17 protein-coding genes are annotated in these 17,222 nt (G+C 59.8%); 14 read left to right on the top strand and 3 right to left on the bottom strand.

Features of this window, described 5'->3' with window-relative positions:
* Window positions 1–30 precede the first annotated feature (30 nt).
* Both AC3IT9_RS08490 and AC3IT9_RS08485 read left to right on the top strand, forming a co-directional pair.
* Window positions 31–816, top strand: a complete 786-nt coding sequence (locus AC3IT9_RS08490; protein WP_150759274.1) for an outer membrane protein OmpK — start codon at window positions 31–33, stop codon at window positions 814–816.
* 377 nt (window positions 817–1,193) lie between these two features.
* Complete coding sequence (locus tag AC3IT9_RS08485) at window positions 1,194–1,979, top strand: outer membrane protein OmpK (RefSeq protein ID WP_150724586.1); 786 nt, start codon at window positions 1,194–1,196, stop codon at window positions 1,977–1,979.
* 132 nt (window positions 1,980–2,111) lie between these two features.
* On the opposite strand, the gene AC3IT9_RS08480 is transcribed toward AC3IT9_RS08485, so the two are convergent.
* Both AC3IT9_RS08480 and AC3IT9_RS08475 read right to left on the bottom strand, forming a co-directional pair.
* Window positions 2,112–3,284 carry a patatin-like phospholipase family protein gene (locus AC3IT9_RS08480; protein WP_150724585.1) on the bottom strand — a complete coding sequence of 391 codons (1,173 nt, stop codon included), beginning with the start codon at window positions 3,282–3,284 and terminating at the stop codon, window positions 2,112–2,114.
* A 191-nt stretch (window positions 3,285–3,475) separates the two neighbouring features.
* The gene (locus tag AC3IT9_RS08475) at window positions 3,476–4,408 is read right to left on the bottom strand and encodes a lipid A biosynthesis lauroyl acyltransferase (protein ID WP_150724584.1); all 933 of its coding nucleotides are present in this window, start codon (window positions 4,406–4,408) and stop codon (window positions 3,476–3,478) included.
* Window positions 4,409–4,526: 118 nt separating this feature from the next.
* Here AC3IT9_RS08475 and minC point away from each other — a divergent pair, with 118 nt between their 5' ends.
* The 7 genes from minC (at window position 4,527) to AC3IT9_RS08440 (ending at window position 11,386) form a co-directional block, all read left to right on the top strand.
* A complete protein-coding gene (minC, locus tag AC3IT9_RS08470) occupies window positions 4,527–5,264 on the top strand; it encodes a septum site-determining protein MinC (RefSeq protein ID WP_150724583.1) in 738 nt (245 codons plus the stop codon).
* A 201-nt stretch (window positions 5,265–5,465) separates the two neighbouring features.
* Window positions 5,466–6,278, top strand: a complete 813-nt coding sequence (gene minD / locus AC3IT9_RS08465; protein ID WP_007974946.1) for a septum site-determining protein MinD — start codon at window positions 5,466–5,468, stop codon at window positions 6,276–6,278.
* 3 nt (window positions 6,279–6,281) lie between these two features.
* Window positions 6,282–6,536 carry a cell division topological specificity factor MinE gene (minE, locus tag AC3IT9_RS08460; protein ID WP_007974947.1) on the top strand — a complete coding sequence of 85 codons (255 nt, stop codon included), beginning with the start codon at window positions 6,282–6,284 and terminating at the stop codon, window positions 6,534–6,536.
* A 91-nt stretch (window positions 6,537–6,627) separates the two neighbouring features.
* A complete protein-coding gene (locus AC3IT9_RS08455; protein WP_090324073.1) occupies window positions 6,628–7,263 on the top strand; it encodes an RluA family pseudouridine synthase in 636 nt (211 codons plus the stop codon).
* Between the two features lie 215 nt (window positions 7,264–7,478).
* On the top strand, window positions 7,479–8,768 hold the full coding sequence (locus AC3IT9_RS08450; RefSeq protein ID WP_353742391.1) for a M18 family aminopeptidase: 1,290 nt from the start codon (window positions 7,479–7,481) through the stop codon (window positions 8,766–8,768).
* Between the two features lie 209 nt (window positions 8,769–8,977).
* Window positions 8,978–9,154, top strand: a complete 177-nt coding sequence (locus tag AC3IT9_RS08445) for a hypothetical protein (protein WP_015096128.1) — start codon at window positions 8,978–8,980, stop codon at window positions 9,152–9,154.
* Between the two features lie 126 nt (window positions 9,155–9,280).
* A complete protein-coding gene (locus AC3IT9_RS08440) occupies window positions 9,281–11,386 on the top strand; it encodes a mechanosensitive ion channel family protein (RefSeq protein WP_412072450.1) in 2,106 nt (701 codons plus the stop codon).
* Window positions 11,387–11,463: 77 nt separating this feature from the next.
* Here AC3IT9_RS08440 and AC3IT9_RS08435 read toward each other — a convergent pair whose 3' ends face one another.
* On the bottom strand, window positions 11,464–12,177 hold the full coding sequence (locus AC3IT9_RS08435; protein ID WP_150724580.1) for a UTRA domain-containing protein: 714 nt from the start codon (window positions 12,175–12,177) through the stop codon (window positions 11,464–11,466).
* 363 nt (window positions 12,178–12,540) lie between these two features.
* On the opposite strand from AC3IT9_RS08435, the gene AC3IT9_RS08430 reads away from it, so the two are divergent.
* The 5 genes from AC3IT9_RS08430 (at window position 12,541) to AC3IT9_RS08410 (ending at window position 17,205) form a co-directional block, all read left to right on the top strand.
* Window positions 12,541–13,605: an ABC transporter substrate-binding protein gene (locus tag AC3IT9_RS08430; protein WP_095945212.1), complete on the top strand. Its 1,065-nt coding sequence runs from the start codon at window positions 12,541–12,543 to the stop codon at window positions 13,603–13,605.
* A gap of 178 nt (window positions 13,606–13,783) precedes the next feature.
* Window positions 13,784–14,590: an alkaline phosphatase family protein gene (locus tag AC3IT9_RS08425; protein ID WP_150753352.1), complete on the top strand. Its 807-nt coding sequence runs from the start codon at window positions 13,784–13,786 to the stop codon at window positions 14,588–14,590.
* A 5-nt stretch (window positions 14,591–14,595) separates the two neighbouring features.
* Entirely contained in the window at window positions 14,596–15,432 is an 837-nt protein-coding gene (locus AC3IT9_RS08420; RefSeq protein WP_191624998.1) for an ABC transporter permease, read from the top strand.
* Window positions 15,419–16,219 carry an ABC transporter permease gene (locus tag AC3IT9_RS08415; RefSeq protein ID WP_150724576.1) on the top strand — a complete coding sequence of 267 codons (801 nt, stop codon included), beginning with the start codon at window positions 15,419–15,421 and terminating at the stop codon, window positions 16,217–16,219. The genes AC3IT9_RS08420 and AC3IT9_RS08415 overlap by 14 nt, the downstream gene beginning before the upstream one ends.
* Window positions 16,216–17,205 (top strand): ABC transporter ATP-binding protein, encoded by a 990-nt coding sequence (locus AC3IT9_RS08410; RefSeq protein ID WP_150724575.1) that lies wholly within the window; start codon window positions 16,216–16,218, stop codon window positions 17,203–17,205. Before AC3IT9_RS08415 ends, AC3IT9_RS08410 begins: the two co-directional genes overlap by 4 nt.
* Window positions 17,206–17,222: the final 17 nt, after the last annotated feature.

Raw genomic sequence — 17,222 nt, 5'->3', positions numbered from 1 at the left:
CTCAAAAATAAAAACAAGAGGGAGCAACAGATGATTCGGACACAAACCAACCTGCTGTTGGGTGCTGGCCTGCTGGCCGCGAGTCAGGCCATGGCCGGCGATCTACTGCTGTGGCAGACCAACAGCCTGAGCTACCTGTATGGCAAGAACTTCGCGATCAACCCGGCGATCCAGCAGACGATCACCTTCGAACACGCTGACCGCTGGAAGTACGGCGACAACTTCATGTTCATCGACAGCACCTACTACAACGGCGAGCAAGACCGAAACAAAGGCGTTCACGCCTATTACGGCGAGTTCAGTCCGCGCCTCTCCTTCGGCAAGATCCTCGACCGCCGTTTCGAATTCGGCCCGATCAAGGACGTGCTGCTGGCCATGACCTACGAGAACGGCGAAGACGACACCGAGGCCTACCTGATCGGTCCCGGTTTCGATCTCGCGGTACCGGGCTTCAACTTTTTCACCCTGAACTTCTATTACCGCCAGACCGAAGGCTCGCGCCCTGGCGATGATGTCTGGCAAATCAGCCCGGCCTGGTCCTACACCCTGCCACTGGGCAACTCAAACCTGTTGATCGACGGCTACATCGACTGGGTGGTGGATAACGACCAGAACGCCCGCGGCACCTATCACGCCAACCTGCACTTCAACCCACAGATCAAATACGACCTGGGCAAAGCCCTGGGTTGGCGCGAGAAACAGGTGTATGTCGGCACCGAATACAGCTACTGGAAAGACAAATACGGCGTCCAGGACAGCTCCCGTTTCAACACCAATGAAAACACCGCCAGCCTGCTGGTAAAGGTGCACTTCTGATGCTGCTCTGCAACCGTGCCCCACACCTGTCGTCGGTGCGCCGTTGCGGAGCACTTGAGACCTGGCCGAGGAGTCAGTATTCTCCGCGGCCGCCCAAATCCGGTTTAAAAAAAAGCCCGGATGTAAAACCTGACCAGAAAGCCAACTTATCCCGGCACTGGCAGGCACCAAGGCACTCCAAAACCCCTCTCAATCGACCGCTCTTGAGCCGCCGAACGGGAGTTTTTTTGCTTTTTGAAAGCCTTGGCCCAGCTCTTGCTAACAGCACTAAAGCTGACCGAATGGATGATTTTTTACCGCTACAGAAACAGGCGCCACACCAGAGCGCCGACCTTAAAAAAATAACGTGGAACCACCTACTTTTTGGGAGCAACCGAATGAAACGTACGTGCACTAGCCTGATGCTGGCGGGATCATTGCTGGCGGGGGGTCAGGCCATGGCCGGCGACTTGCTGCAATGGCAAAACAACAGCCTGTCCTACCTTTACGGCAAGGACTTCCAGGTCAACCCGCGCATCCAGCAGACGGTGACCTTTGAACACGCCGACGGTTGGAAATACGGCGACAACTTCTTCTTCATCGACAAGATCTTCTACAACGGCAAGGAAGACCATTTCGCGGGCGAGAACAGCCATTACGGCGAGCTCAGTCCGCGCCTGTCGTTCAACAAGATCTTCGACCAGAAGTTCGAGTTCGGCCCGATCAAGGACGTGCTGCTGGCCATGACCTACGAGTTTGGTGAAGACGATACCGAGTCGTACCTGATCGGTCCTGGTTTCGACCTGGCCATCCCGGGCTTCGATTACTTCCAGTTGAACTTCTACAACCGTCACACCGAAGGCGACCGCCCGGGCGACGACATCTGGCAGGTCTCGCCGGTCTGGTCCTACACCATTCCGGTGGGTGGCTCGGACGTGCTGATCGACGGCTTCATGGACTGGGTGGTCGACAACGATGTCAACAGCAAAGGCGAATACCACGCCAACCTGCACTTCAATCCGCAGGTCAAATATGACCTGGGCAAGGCGTTGAATCTGGGTGCCAAGCAGCTGTACGTCGGTGTCGAGTATGACTACTGGAAAAACAAGTACGGGATTGAAGACAGCCAGGGCTTCAAGACTGATCAGAGTGTGACCAGTTTCCTGGTTAAGGTTCACTTCTGATCCGGCGACGTCTGTAAAGACGCCTTCGCGGGCAAGCCCGCTCCCACAGTGACTGTCGTCGAATTCAAATTTTACTTACGACGAAGCTACCTGTGGGAGCGGGCTTGCCCGCGATTGGCTGCACCACAAATCTCAAACGGGGACGACAGGCTCTGCCAACCCCAGAAACCGGCACAACTCGCCGCGCTTGGCCAACGCATCACGCCGCCCCAGCTCGATCAACTCGCTGCAATACCCCGCCTCGAACAGCAGGTAACTCAAAACCCCCGCCCCGCTGGTCTTGGTCGCACCCGGCCCGCGCAGAAACAGGCGCAGTGCCGCCGGCAATTCCTGACGATGGCGCGCAGCAATCTCATCGATCGGCTGGCTCGGCGAAATAACCAATACGTCCACCGGCGCCACTCCCAAAGCGCGGGTGGGTGTACCGTCGGGCATCAGGTGACTGAACTGGTTCAGGCGCTGCAACAGCTCGATGTCGCTTTCCAGGCTGTCAATGAACGTACTGTTGAGCATGTGCCCGCCGATCTGCGCCAGGGTCGGCTGCTGACCGGTGTAGCTGCGCAGCAAGGGTTGTTGCGGGTCGACCCCGCGGGGGTTGCCGCTGACGCCCACCACCAGCACCCGACTGGCGCCCAGATGCAGCGCCGGACTGATCGGCGCCGACTGACGCACCGCGCCATCACCGAAATACTCTTCGTCGATTTTCACCGGAGCGAACAGCAGCGGAATGGCCGAACTGGCGAGCAGGTGTTCAACGGACAAGCGGGTGGGAACGCCGATGCGTCGATGGCGCAACCAGGCATCGATCTTGCCGCCGCCCTCATAGAAGGTGACTGCCTGGCCGGACTCATAGCCGAACGCGGTGACCGCCACCGCATGCAATTGCTTCTGTGCGATCGCTTCGGCGATGCCGCCCATATGCAGTTTGTCGTTGAGCAAATCCCGCAGCGGAGAACTGTTGAGCAGCGCCACCGGCACCTGGGCACCGATGCCGAGCAAACTGTGGCTGACAAAGCGGCTGGCCTGGCGAATCACCCCGGGCCAGTCGCTACGCAACACCAGATGACTGCGAAAGCCCTGCCAGAAGGCCGTCAGGCGTTCGATGGCGTTACGAAAGTCCATTGCACCGCTGGCGAGGCTGACGGCGTTGATCGCGCCCGCCGAGGTGCCGACGATCACCGGAAACGGATTGCGTGCCCCCGGCGGCAGCAATTCGGCAATCGCCGCCAGCACCCCGACCTGATAGGCCGCCCGAGCCCCGCCACCGGAAAGAATCAACCCTGTTACCGGTTCAACTGGACTCATGCACAACTCTCCATGGTGCTTGATGGGATTTCGTTGTTTCGACCTATTCCCTTGTAGGAGCGAGCTTGCTCCGGGCGGCGTTCCGACGATGGTAGCCAAGATAACGCTGGGCGGCTGACACCCCGCGGCGTTTTCACGACCATCGTCGGAACGCCGCCCGGAGCAAGCTCGCTCCTACAGGGGATCGGGATTCAACCGCGCTTGGCGTACAGCTTGGGCTCGCCCGGTGGACGACTCTTGAAGCGGCGGTGGGCCCACAGGTATTGCTCGGGATGCTCGCGCAGAACGCTTTCGATCCATTGGTTGATGCGCAGGCAGTCCTCTTCTTCGGTTTCGCCGGGGAAGCCTTCGAGCGGCGCATGGATCACCAGGCGATAACCGCTGCCGTCCGCCAGACGCTCCTGGGTGAACGGCACCACCAGCGCCTTGCCCAGCCGCGCAAACTTGCTCGTGGCGGTAACGGTCGCGGCCTGAATGCCGAACAGCGGCACGAAAATGCTTTGCTTGGCGCCGTAGTCCTGATCCGGTGCGTACCAGATCGCCCGCCCCGAGCGCAGCAATTTGAGCATGCCGCGCACGTCTTCGCGTTCTATCGCCAGCGAGTCGAGGTTGTGCCGCTCGCGGCCCTGGCGCTGGATGTAGTCGAACAGCGGATTCTTGTGCTCGCGGTACATGCCGTCGATGGTGTGCTGCTGACCGAGCAACGCCGCGCCGATTTCCAGCGTCGTGAAGTGCAGGGCCATCAGGATCACGCCCTTGCCTTCGCGCTGGGCCTGCTGCAAATGCTCCAGCCCTTCGATATGAGCGAGATTGGCCAGGCGCTTGCGCGACCACCACCAGCTCATCGCCATCTCAAAGAAAGCGATACCGGTGGAGGCGAAGTTTTCCTTGAGCAGGTGTTTGCGTTCGGCGGTGGTTTTTTCAGGAAAACACAGCTCCAGATTGCGCTTGGCAATGCGCCGTCTGTCGCCGGCCACTCGATACATCAAAGCGCCCAGTACACGACCGATCCACAGCAGTGCCGGGTACGGCAACTGGACGATCAGCCACAACAGCCCCAGGCCACACCACAGCGGCCAGAAACGTGGAGATAGAAATGCTTTTCGAAAACGCGGGCGATCCATTAATGCTTCCGGAATGACAATGGCCGCGCATTCTACATCGTTCGACCCGGCTTGCGGCCCGCGGGCGTTCTCGTTATAAGTCTCGGCACTTTTAGTGACAAGTCGTTGTATGCCGACCATGAGCCAAACCGAACCGCTAGACCAAGATCCCGTGTTCCAGTTGAAGGGCAGCATGCTGGCCATTACGGTGCTGGAACTGGCCCGTAACGACCTCGAAAGCCTCGATCGGCAACTGGCCGCCAAGGTCGCCCTGGCGCCCAACTTCTTCAGCAACGCGCCGCTGGTACTGGCCCTGGACAAACTCCCGGCCAACGAAGGCGCGGTCGATCTGCCAGGGCTGATGCGCGTTTGCCGCCAGCATGGCCTGCGTACCCTGGCGATCCGCGCCAGCCGCATCGAAGACATTGCCGCCGCCATTGCGGTGGATTTGCCAGTACTGCCACCGTCCGGCGCCCGGGAGCGTCCACTGGACCTGACCGAAGGCGAACCGAAGAAAAAACCGGAAAAACAGCCTGAACCGACCATCAAGCCGACGAAAATCATCACCTCGCCAGTACGCGGTGGCCAGCAGATTTATGCCCAGGGCAGCGATCTGGTGGTGATCTCCTCGGTCAGCCCGGGGGCGGAACTTCTCGCCGATGGCAACATCCATGTATACGGCCCGATGCGTGGTCGCGTGTTGGCCGGCGTCAAGGGCGACACCAAGGCGCGGATTTTCTGTCAGCAAATGAGTGCTGAACTGATTTCCATCGCCGGGCATTACAAGGTTTCCGAAGATCTGCGCCGCGACCCTCTATGGGGTTCGGGTGTGCAGGTCAGCCTGTCCGGCGACGTGTTGAACATCATTCGGCTTTAACGGATACTGCCGCATTTTCCAAGCATCTCTAAAACGTAGCGAAAACGGCTCAAACGAAGTAGGAAAAAGGCCGAAAGCAGTGTTTACCGGGGGTAAACGCCGCTCAAACCGGATTCCAGCCAAGGCTGTCCGACTGCAGTAGTTTTTCAGGAGATGTTTTTCAGGGACTGAAAAGTCCTTCTTCCTTAGGGGTGAAACACCTTGGCCAAGATTCTCGTGGTTACATCCGGCAAGGGTGGTGTGGGTAAGACCACCACCAGCGCCGCTATCGGTACCGGCCTCGCTCTGCGCGGCCACAAAACAGTGATCGTCGACTTCGACGTGGGCTTGCGTAACCTCGACCTGATCATGGGTTGCGAGCGCCGCGTGGTGTATGACTTCGTCAACGTGGTCAACGGCGAAGCCAACCTGCAACAGGCCCTGATCAAAGACAAGCGCCTGGAAAACCTCTACGTGCTGGCCGCCAGCCAGACCCGCGACAAAGACGCGCTGACCGTCGAAGGCGTGGAAAAAGTCCTGATGCAACTCAAGGAAGACTTTGAGTTCGTGGTCTGCGACTCCCCGGCAGGCATCGAGAAAGGCGCCCACCTGGCCATGTACTTCGCCGATGAAGCGATCGTCGTGACCAACCCGGAAGTCTCCTCGGTACGCGACTCCGATCGCATGCTCGGCCTGCTGGCCAGCAAGTCCCGTCGCGCCGAACGCGGCGAAGACCCGATCAAGGAACACCTGCTGATTACCCGCTATCACCCGGAACGTGTGAGCAAAGGCGAAATGCTCGGCGTAGAAGACGTCAAGGAAATCCTTTCGGTGACCCTGCTCGGCGTGATCCCTGAATCCCAGGCGGTGCTCAAGGCATCCAACCAGGGTGTTCCGGTGATTCTCGACGACCAGAGCGATGCCGGCCAGGCCTACAGCGATACCGTTGACCGCCTGCTGGGCAAGACCGTGGATCATCGATTCCTTGATGTACAGAAGAAGGGATTCTTCGAGCGCCTGTTTGGAGGCAACTAAGCAATGAACCTTTTTGACTTCTTTCGTGCCAACAAAAAGCAAAGCACCGCGTCGGTAGCGAAAGAGCGTCTACAGATCATCGTGGCGCACGAACGCGGCCAACGCAGTACCCCGGACTACCTGCCGGCCTTGCAAAAGGAACTGGTCGAGGTGATCCGCAAGTACGTCAATATCGGGTCCGATGACGTGCATGTCGCACTGGAAAGCCAGGGCAGCTGCTCGATTCTGGAACTCAATATCACCCTGCCAGATCGCTGAGTCGGTCCGGCTGGAGCCACGGCGGCTCAGGTCCCTTCTGCAACCGGAAGGGACCTGAGCCGCCGTTGGCGTTTGTTACGAGGCTGTTTTAATGCCGTTGTCCAACATCCACATCATCCATCAGGATGCCGCCGTACTGGTGGTGAACAAACCGACCCTGTTGCTCTCTGTCCCTGGCCGGGCCGATGACAACAAGGACTGCCTGATTACCCGCCTGCAGGAAAACGGCTACCCGGAAGCGCGAATCGTCCACCGGCTGGACTGGGAGACTTCCGGCATCATCCTGCTGGCCCGCGATCCGGATACCCATCGCGAGCTGTCCCGGCAATTTCACGACCGCGAAACCGAAAAGGCCTACACCGCCCTGTGCTGGGGTCAGCCGGAACTGGACAGCGGCAGCATCGACCTGCCGTTGCGCTACGACCCGCCGACCAAGCCACGGCATGTGGTCGATCATGAATTCGGCAAACATGCGCTGACCTTCTGGCGCGTGCTCGAACGTTGTGGCGACTGGTGCCGCGTTGAGCTGACACCGATCACCGGCCGCTCTCACCAGTTGCGTGTGCACATGCTCTCGATTGGTCATCCACTGCTGGGTGACGGGCTCTATGCCCATGAACAGGCTTTGGCGGCCTGGCCACGCCTGTGCCTGCACGCCAGCATGCTCAGCTTCACCCATCCGCAGACCGGTGAGCGCCTGCGCTTCGAGTGCCCGGCACCGTTTTAGGCGCAAGTACACAAAACCCTGTGGGAGCGAGCTTGCTCGCGATGAGGCAGGCACATCCAACATTGATGCTGGCTGACACTCCGCCATCGCGAGCAAGCTCGCTCCCACAGGGATCTCCTCCAGATTCAATTTCGATGACCAGCCCCACATTCAGTGCGACGCCATTTACCAAGCCAATACGTTAAACTGGCGCCACTGCTGTCTGGAGCTACTTTATGCGCGAAGAGTTGAACCAAGGCCTGATCGATTTCCTCAAGGCCTCCCCTACCCCGTTCCATGCCACCGCCAGCCTTGTTCAGCGTCTGGAAGCGGCGGGCTATCAACGCCTCGACGAGCGCGAGCCGTGGAATACCGAAGCCAACGGTCGCTACTACGTCACCCGCAACGACTCTTCGATTGTCGCGATCAAGATGGGCCGCCATTCACCGTTGCACGGCGGCATTCGCCTGGTCGGCGCCCACACCGACAGCCCGTGCCTGCGCGTCAAGCCGCAACCGGAGCTGCAACGCCAGGGCTTCTGGCAACTGGGCGTCGAAGTCTATGGCGGCGCGCTGCTGGCGCCATGGTTCGACCGTGACCTGTCCCTGGCGGGCCGCGTAACCTTCCGGCGTGATGGCAAGGTCGAGAGCCAGTTGATCGACTTCAAGGCACCGGTCGCGATCATTCCGAACCTGGCGATCCACCTCAATCGTGAAGCCAACATGGGCTGGGCCATCAACGCCCAGACCGAACTGCCGCCGATCCTCGCGCAATTTGCCGGTGACGAGCGCGTGGACTTCCGCGCAGTGCTCACCGACCAGCTCGCCCGCGAACACGGCCTGAATGCCGACGTGGTGCTCGATTACGAGCTGAGTTTCTACGACACCCAAAGCGCTGCGGTCATTGGCCTGCACGGCGACTTCATCGCCGGCGCGCGCCTGGACAACCTGCTGTCGTGCTATGCCGGCCTGCAAGCGCTGCTGACGGCCGACACCGGCGAAACCTGCGTGCTGGTCTGCAACGACCACGAAGAAGTCGGTTCCTGCTCGGCCTGCGGTGCCGACGGCCCGATGCTTGAGCAAACCTTGCGTCGCTTGATGCCTGAAGGTGATGAATTCGTACGCACCATTCAGAAATCCCTGCTGGTTTCGGCTGACAACGCCCACGGCGTGCACCCGAACTACGCCGACAAACACGACGCCAACCACGGCCCGAAACTCAACGCCGGCCCGGTGATCAAGGTCAACAGCAACCAGCGCTACGCCACCAACAGCGAAACCGCCGGGTTCTTCCGACACCTGTGCATGGCTGAAGAAGTGCCGGTGCAAAGCTTCGTGGTGCGCAGCGACATGGGCTGTGGTTCGACCATCGGCCCGATCACCGCCAGCCACCTTGGCGTGCGCACCGTGGACATCGGTTTGCCGACGTTCGCCATGCACTCGATCCGCGAACTGTGCGGCAGCCATGACTTGGCGCATCTGGTCAAGGTACTGAGCGCGTTCTACGCCTGCCGCGAATTGCCGTAAACCTTAAAAAGCATCGCGAGCAGGCTCGCTCCCACATTGGATTGCATTTCAAATGTGGGAGCGACGGTGCGGCGATCCGACTTGCTCGCGATGACGGCAGCACAGAAACCCCAACACCATGATCAAATCGACTCACCTCTGATACACATCACACCGGCCGCATCAAAAGCGGCCTAGACTTCAAGTATCCCTTCGACAAGGCTGTCTCCATGATTTCGATGTCTTCCTTCCACGCCATGCTGATTCCGATTCTTGCCGGGATGCTCCTGCTGGCCGTCGGTTTCAACTTTCGCGATAAAAATGCCGGTGTGTTTGCCATGTGGATCGGCATGCTGACCATTCTCGCCACCGTGGTGATCAAGATCCTCGCCAAACTCAACGAATAATTCATCGCCCTTGGCTCGCATTGATTTTGACGGGCTCGTACACTCGGTCGATCCGCTCCCTGCGAGGTTGACCGCCTAGTGTTCGCTCGTCTTTTTGCCCTCCCGTGTATTGTCCTTGTCTGCCTGATGACGCTGCTGTCAGTGACGCCTGCCCAGGCGGCCGGCCTGCCAGGCCTGCTCAACAGCCAAGCCAAGGCGCAGCCCGAAGCACAGGAACCGCTGGGACAATCCCTGGACGAAGTGATCAAGTCACTGGAAAACGACCAGCAACGCAGCAAGCTGCTGGCCGACCTGAAAAAGCTCCGCGACACCACCAAACAAGCCCAGCCGATGACCGAAGAAGGCGTGCTGGGCCTGATTGGCGGAACCCTGACCACTATCGAGAAGAAGTTTACCGGCGACGACAGCCCGCTCACGCGCTGGTCCAGTGAGTTCGATCAGGCCAGGGAAGAACTGGTGGCGCTGGCGCTGCCGGCCAATGAATGGCTGCCCATGCTGTTCGCCTTTGCCATGATCCTGATGATCTGGAGCCTGCTGGCCGCCGCCCTGATCTGGATCAGCCACCGAGTGCGGATGCGTTTCGGCCTGACCGAAGAACTGCCGCAGCACCCCCGGGCCCTGGACATGTTGCGTTTTGCGCTGCGCAAACTCGGGCCGTGGCTGATCGCCCTGGTGATCACGGTCTACATGAGCTACGCCCTGCCCTCGTCCCTGGGCAAGAGCCTGGCGATGGTGCTGGCCTATGCACTGGTGGTCGGCACCTGCTTCTCGGCCATCTGCGTGATTGCCTTTTCCCTGCTCGACGGCCCACACCGCCACCGCGCCCTGTACATCCTGCGGCACCAGGCGTTTCGGCCGCTGTGGCTGATCGGCAGCTTCGCCGCGTTTGGCGAAGCGCTGAGCGATCCGCAATTGGTCAACAGCCTCGGCAGCCATCTGGCCCACACCGCCGCGACTGTCGCCAATGTCCTGGCAGCGCTCTCCACGGGGCGCTTCATCCTGCGCTTCCGCCGGCCGATCGCCCACCTGATCCGCAATCAGCCGCTGTCCCGACGCCTGACCCGCCGCGCCCTTAACGACACCCTGTCGATTCTCGGCACCTTCTGGTACGTACCGGCGCTGGTGCTGGTGGCCGTTTCCCTGTTCGCGACGTTCATTTCCGCCGGCGACACCAGCACCGCCCTGCGCCAGTCGCTGATCTGTACCGTCTTGCTGGTGCTGTGCATGGTCATCAACGGCCTGGTACGCCGCCACGCCCTCAAACCCCAGCGAGGCATACGACGTTACGCCGTGTATTCGGAACGGCTGAAAAACTTCTTCTACACCATCGTCCACCTGTTGGTGTGGCTGGCCTTCATCGAACTCGGCCTGCGGGTCTGGGGCATGTCGTTGATCCGCTTTACCGAAGGCGATGGCCACGAAGTCAGTGTCAAACTGTTCAGCCTCGCCGGCACGCTGCTGTTCGCCTGGTTGATCTGGATTCTCAGCGATACCGCCGTGCATCACGCTTTGACCCGCTCGCGCAAAGGCCTGGCCAACGCCCGCGCGCAGACGATGATGCCGCTGATCCGCAACGTGCTGTTCGTGGCCATTTTTATCGTCGCGATGATTGTCGCCCTGGCGAACATGGGCATGAACGTCACGCCACTGCTGGCCGGTGCCGGTGTGATCGGCCTGGCCATCGGTTTTGGCGCGCAATCGCTGGTAGCCGACCTGATTACCGGGTTGTTCATCATCATCGAAGACTCCCTGGCCATCGACGACTACGTGGATGTCGGCGGCCACCTCGGCACGGTCGAAGGCCTGACCATCCGCACCGTGCGCCTGCGGGACATCGATGGCATCGTCCACACCATTCCGTTCAGTGAAATCAAAAGCATCAAGAACTACTCCCGGGAATTCGGCTACGCGATCTTCCGGGTAGCAGTGCCCGCCAGCATGGACATCGACAACGCAATCAAACTGATGCGCGAAGTCGCCCAGAAAATGCGCACCGATCCGTTGCAGCGACGCAATATCTGGTCGCCGCTGGAGTTTCAGGGGGTGGAAAGTTTCGAGTCGGGCAACGCGATCCTTCGCGCCCGCTTCAAGACCGCGCCAATCAAGCAGTGGGAAGTATCGCGAGCGTTCAACCTGTCGCTCAAGCGACACATGGATGAAGCCGGACTGGATCTGGCGACACCGCGGATGAGTATTCAGGTGATCACTGCAGGTGGCGGCCAGCAGGAGTAGGAGCTGCCGCAGGCTGCGATCTTGTGATTTTGGCCTTTAAAGGATCGCAGCCTGCGGCAGCTCCTACAAAAGCAGCGTCAGACCACATCCACCCCGACATGAATCGCATCATGCCGCCAGAACTCCAGGTCGCAGTCGATCAGGCGTTCATGCTGGTCATAGTTGACCCGGGCAATCCGCAAGCCCGGGCTGCCCACCGACACCTTCAACGCCGCCGCCGCATCCACCGACAACGCCGTGGGCACAATCTCGAAGCGCACCCGCCCGTAGTGCAAGTCGTAATGCCGCGCGTACAACTCGGTGATCGACTGATTCAAATCGAAATCGAGGATCCCTGGAAAGTACTGCGGGTTCAGATAGTGCTCCACATACAACACCAGTCGCCCATCGATCCGCCGTGAACGGCAGATCTGAATCACGCTCGACAGCGCTGGCAATTGCAGCCAGGCACACACCGCCGCCGATGCCGGTTGCAATCGCGCCGAAATCACTTCGGTGGACGGCACCCGCCCCTGGGCGCTGACCATCGCGTGAAAGTGGCTGCGCTGCATGAGGTTGTAGGCCAGGCGTGGGGGCGAGACGAACCAGCCGCGACGCTCCTCGCGATAAATCTGCCCCTGTGACTCCAACTGCAACAACGCTTCACGCAAAGTGATCCGCGTGGTGCCGAACAATTCACTGAGCTTGCGCTCGGCCGGCAATTTGCTGCCGGGGGTCAACAGTCCGTGGTCGATCTGCTCCTGAAGCACTTGGCCGATGGCTGTTACCGCTTTTGTTGCCTCTTCACGCATCAACGTTTCCTTTCTGGACTAGACCAGCACCATTTCAGGGCAGAACCACAGCGTAAACCGGCTCATTCAATAGTCTGCAAGCGTAGGCAGTGCAGATGACCGAGATGTGACAAAGCTGCCCAACGGTCGCCATTCTCTGGCCTCAACAACCTGCAATTCATCGGCCAAGTCCCTTGCCTTCCGGGGCCTTGACCATGGTCTACGCTTAGCAGGCCAGTCGCGATACCGCTGAACAAAAAGTCATTCCGGGCGACGAACGACATCAAAGTGTCATCCAGCCCCCTTAAATTGGCTCAGGTATTGCTGACCTAGACCAACACAAACCGCAATCGCAGCGTTGAACACGACCCAAGGAGCTTCGGAATGAAAAAGTTTTTCCTGGCATCACTGTTAGGCTCGACCATCGCAATGTGCACCGCCGCCATGGCGGCCGATGATCTGAAAACCCTGGAAGCCGCTGCAAAAGCGGAAGGCGCCGTCAACAGCGTCGGCATGCCCAATGACTGGGCCAACTGGGCCGGCACCTGGAAAGACCTGAGCGACAAGTACGGCCTCAAGCACATCGATACCGACATGAGTTCGGCCCAGGAAATCGCCAAGTTCGCCGCGGAAAAAGACAACGCCAGCGCCGACATCGGCGACGTCGGTGCAGCGTTCGGCCCGATCGCAGTCAAGCAAGGCGTGGTCCAGCCTTACAAGCCTTCGACCTGGGATCAGATTCCAGCCTGGGCCAAGGACAAGGACGGCAACTGGGCACTGGCTTACACCGGCACCATCGCTTTCGTCGTCAACAAGAAGTTGCTGCACGGTTCCGAAGTGCCGACCAAGTGGGCTGACCTCAAGACCGGCAAGTACAAGGTTTCCATCGGTGACGTGAGCACTGCTGCCCAGGCTGCGAACGGCGTACTGGCCGCGGCGCTGGCCAATGGTGGCGACGAGAAAAACCTCAAGCCTGCCCTGGATCTGTTCGCCGACATCGCCAAGCAGGGTCGCCTGTCGATGTCCAACCCGGTCATTGGTGCCATGGAAAAAGGCGAAATCGAAGTCGGCGTGGTCTGGGACTTCAACGGCCTGAGCTACAAGGCCAAGATGGCCAATCCGGATGATTACGTGGTGCTGATCCCGTCCGACGGCTCGGTGATTTCCGGCTACACCACCATCATCAACAAGTACGCGAAAAACCCGAACGCCGCCAAGCTGACCCGCGAATACATCTTCAGCGACGCCGGCCAGATCAACCTGGCCAAGGGCAACGCCCGTCCGATCCGTGCCGAACACATCACACTGCCGGAAGACGTGAAGGCCAAGCTGCTGCCTAACGAGCAGTACAAGAAGGTCACGCCGATCAAGGACGCGGACGCCTGGGAAAAGACCTCCAAGGCCCTTCCTCAGAAGTGGCAGGAAGAAGTCATTATCAATATGCAGTAACCCTGTGGCCCACCATTTTTTGATGGGCCAATGAGAATCCCTGTGGGAGCGAGCTTGCTCGCGATAGCGAACTGGCATTCAACATAGATGTTGACTACTAGTCCCTCATCGCGAGCAAGCTCGCTCCCACAGTGGATCGAGTGAGTTCCGAATATCTGTTTCACGGAGTTTTGCCCCTATGAAGCACAACGTCATCCTTGTCGTGCTCGACGGCCTCAACTACGAGGTCGCCCGCCACGCCATGGGGCACCTGCAGGCTTACGTCGGCACCGGACGCGCCGCACTCTACAAACTGGAGTGCGAGTTGCCAGCCCTGTCCCGCCCGCTGTACGAATGCATCCTGACCGGCGTCGCGCCTATCGACAGCGGTATCGTCCACAACAACGTCTCGCGCCTGTCCAATCAGCGCAGCATCTATCACTACGCCACCGACGCAGGTCTTGTCACCGCGGCGGCGGCCTATCACTGGGTCAGTGAGCTGTACAACCGTTCGCCCTTCGTCGCGGCCCGGGATCGTCACACCGATGACCCGCAACTGCCGATCCAGCACGGGCATTTCTACTGGAACGATCACTACCCGGATTCTCACCTGTTCGCCGACGCTGAAAACCTGCGCCTGCGCCACACGCCGAACTTCCTGTTGATCCACCCGATGAACATCGACGACGCCGGGCACAAGCACGGCCTCGACACCCCGCAGTACCGCAACAGTGCTCGCTCGGCCGACATCATCCTGGCCGACTACCTGCAAGGCTGGCTCGATGCCGGCTATCAGGTGCTGGTCACCGCCGACCACGGCATGAACAACGACCGCTCCCACAACGGCCTGCTGCCGGAAGAACGTGAGGTGCCGCTGTTCGTTCTCGGTGACGCGTTCAGCTTCGACGCCGGTGCCGCGCCGAAACAGACCGAGATCTGCGGCACCGTCTGCCAGTTGCTCGGCGTGCCCCACGACAAACCGGTCTGCCGGGAGCTGTTGAAGTGAATGCCATGACCCGCAGTAAATGGCTGGCAGCCTTATGCCTGGTCCCGTTCGCGCTGTTCTTCATCGTGTTCGAAATCGCACCGCTGACCTGGGTGATGATCAACAGCCTGCAATCGGAAGAATTCGGCTGGGGCCTGGCCAACTTCAGCAAGATCTTCAGCTCGAAGTTTTACCTGCAGGCCATCCAGTACAGCCTTGAGATCAGCTTCTGGTCCAGCGTGCTGGGGATCGTCATCGCGATTCTGGGCGCCTATTCCCTGCGCCGGGTCGATTCGAAACTGCGCAACTTCGTCAACGCCTTCGCCAACATGACCAGCAACTTCTCCGGTGTGCCCCTGGCCTTCGCGTTCATCATTCTGCTCGGCTTCAACGGCAGCTTCACCATCATGCTCAAGCAGGCCGGGATCATTGAAGACTTCAATCTGTACTCGAAAACCGGGTTGATCATTCTCTACACCTACTTCCAGATTCCCCTCGGTGTGCTGCTGCTCTACCCAGCCTTCGACGCCCTGCGCGAAGACTGGCGCGAGTCCGCCGCGCTGCTCGGCGCCAATGGCTGGCAGTTCTGGCGCCACATCGGTCTACCGGTGCTGACCCCAGCGCTGCTCGGCACGTTCGTGATCCTGCTGGCCAACGCCCTCGGCGCCTATGCCACGGTGTACGCACTGACCACCGGCAACTTCAACGTTTTGCCGATCCGTATTGCAGCGATGGTCTCGGGTGACATCTCCCTCGACCCGAACCTGGCCAGTGCCCTGGCCGTGGTGCTGGTAGCGTTGATGACCCTGGTGACCATCGTCCATCAACTGCTGTTGAAGAGGAGCTACCATGTCTCGCGTTGAATTGGGGCCTGTCGGCATCTACCATCGCGTGGTGGTTTACCTGCTGTTTGCCATTATGTTGCTGCCGCTGGTCGGCACCTTTATCTATTCGATTTCCAGCAGTTGGTCGGCCACCATTCTGCCCAGCGGCTTCAGTATCAAATGGTATGCGCAGCTGTGGAGCGATCCGCGTTTTCTGAGCGCTTTCGGCCAGTCGCTGCTGGTCTGCGTCGGCGCCCTTGTTCTGGCGGTGGTATTGATTCTACCGCTGCTGTTCGTGGTGCATTACCACTTCCCGAAACTCGACGCGCTGATGAACATCCTGATCCTGCTGCCCTTCGCCGTGCCGCCGGTGGTGTCGTCGGTGGGGCTGTTGCAGCTCTATGGTTCCGGACCGTTCGCCATGGTCGGGACGCCGTGGATCCTGATCGGTTGCTACTTCACCGTGGCGCTGCCGTTCATGTACCGGGCGATCACCAACAACCTGCAGGCGATCAACCTGCGCGACCTGATGGACGCCGCCCAGTTGCTCGGCGCCAGCACCTGGCAAGCCGCCTTCCTGGTGGTGCTGCCGAACCTGCGCAAGGGCTTGATGGTGGCACTGCTGCTGTCGTTCTCGTTCCTGTTCGGTGAGTTCGTGTTCGCCAACATCCTCGTCGGCACCCGTTACGAAACCCTGCAGGTCTACCTCAACAACATGCGCAACAGCAGCGGTCATTTCACCAGTGCGCTGGTGATTTCCTACTTCTTCTTTGTGCTGGTTCTGACCTGGATTGCCAATATCTTGAACAGGGACAAAAGCGAATGAGCTATGTCAGCGTCCAACATCTTCAGAAAAGCTTCGCCGGCACCACGGTGTTCAGCGATATCAATTGCGAAATCCAGAAAGGTGAGTTCGTCACCCTGCTCGGCCCGTCCGGTTGCGGCAAATCCACCCTGCTGCGCTGCATCGCCGGCCTGACTTCGGTGGATGGCGGCAAGATCCTGCTCGATGGCGCTGATATCGTGCCGGTGAGCCCGCAGAAACGCGGGATCGGCATGGTGTTCCAGAGCTATGCACTGTTCCCCAATATGACCGTGGAACAGAACGTCGCCTTCGGCCTGCGCATGCAAAAGGTCAATGCCGATGACAGCCGCAAACGCGTCGCCGAAGTGCTCAAACTGGTGGAGCTCAATGACTTTGCCGCGCGTTACCCGCATCAGCTCTCGGGGGGCCAGTGCCAACGCGTCGCCCTCGCCCGCTCCCTGGTGACCCGCCCGCGCTTGTTGCTGCTCGACGAACCGTTGTCAGCCCTGGACGCACGGATTCGCAAGCACCTGCGCGAACAGATTCGTCAGATCCAGCGCGAACTCGGCCTGACCACGATTTTCGTCACACACGATCAGGAAGAAGCCCTGACCATGTCCGACCGGATTTTCCTGATGAATCAGGGAAAAATCGTACAAAGCGGCGACGCCGAAACCCTCTATACCGCGCCGGTGGACGTGTTCGCCGCTGGTTTCATCGGCAACTACAACCTGCTGGATGCCGACAGCGCTTCGAAGCTGTTGCAGCGACCGATCAGCAAGCGCATCGCCATTCGCCCGGAAGCCATCGAACTGAGCCTTAACGGCGAACTGGACGCACAGATACGCAGCCACAGCCTGCTGGGCAACGTGATTCGCTACCGGGTCGAAGCCCGGGGCGTGGAATTGGTGGTGGATGTGCTGAACCGCTCGGCGGCCGACCTGCATCCCGATGGTCAGCGGCTGGCGCTTTCCATCGATCCGACGGCCCTGTGTGAGGTAGCCTGATGCCTTTGCTTATGCTC

This window comes from Pseudomonas sp. KH_046_1, from assembly GCF_057839025.1.
Note: the sequence above shows the minus strand (reverse complement) of the source record. Positions and strands in the feature narration are given on the sequence as shown.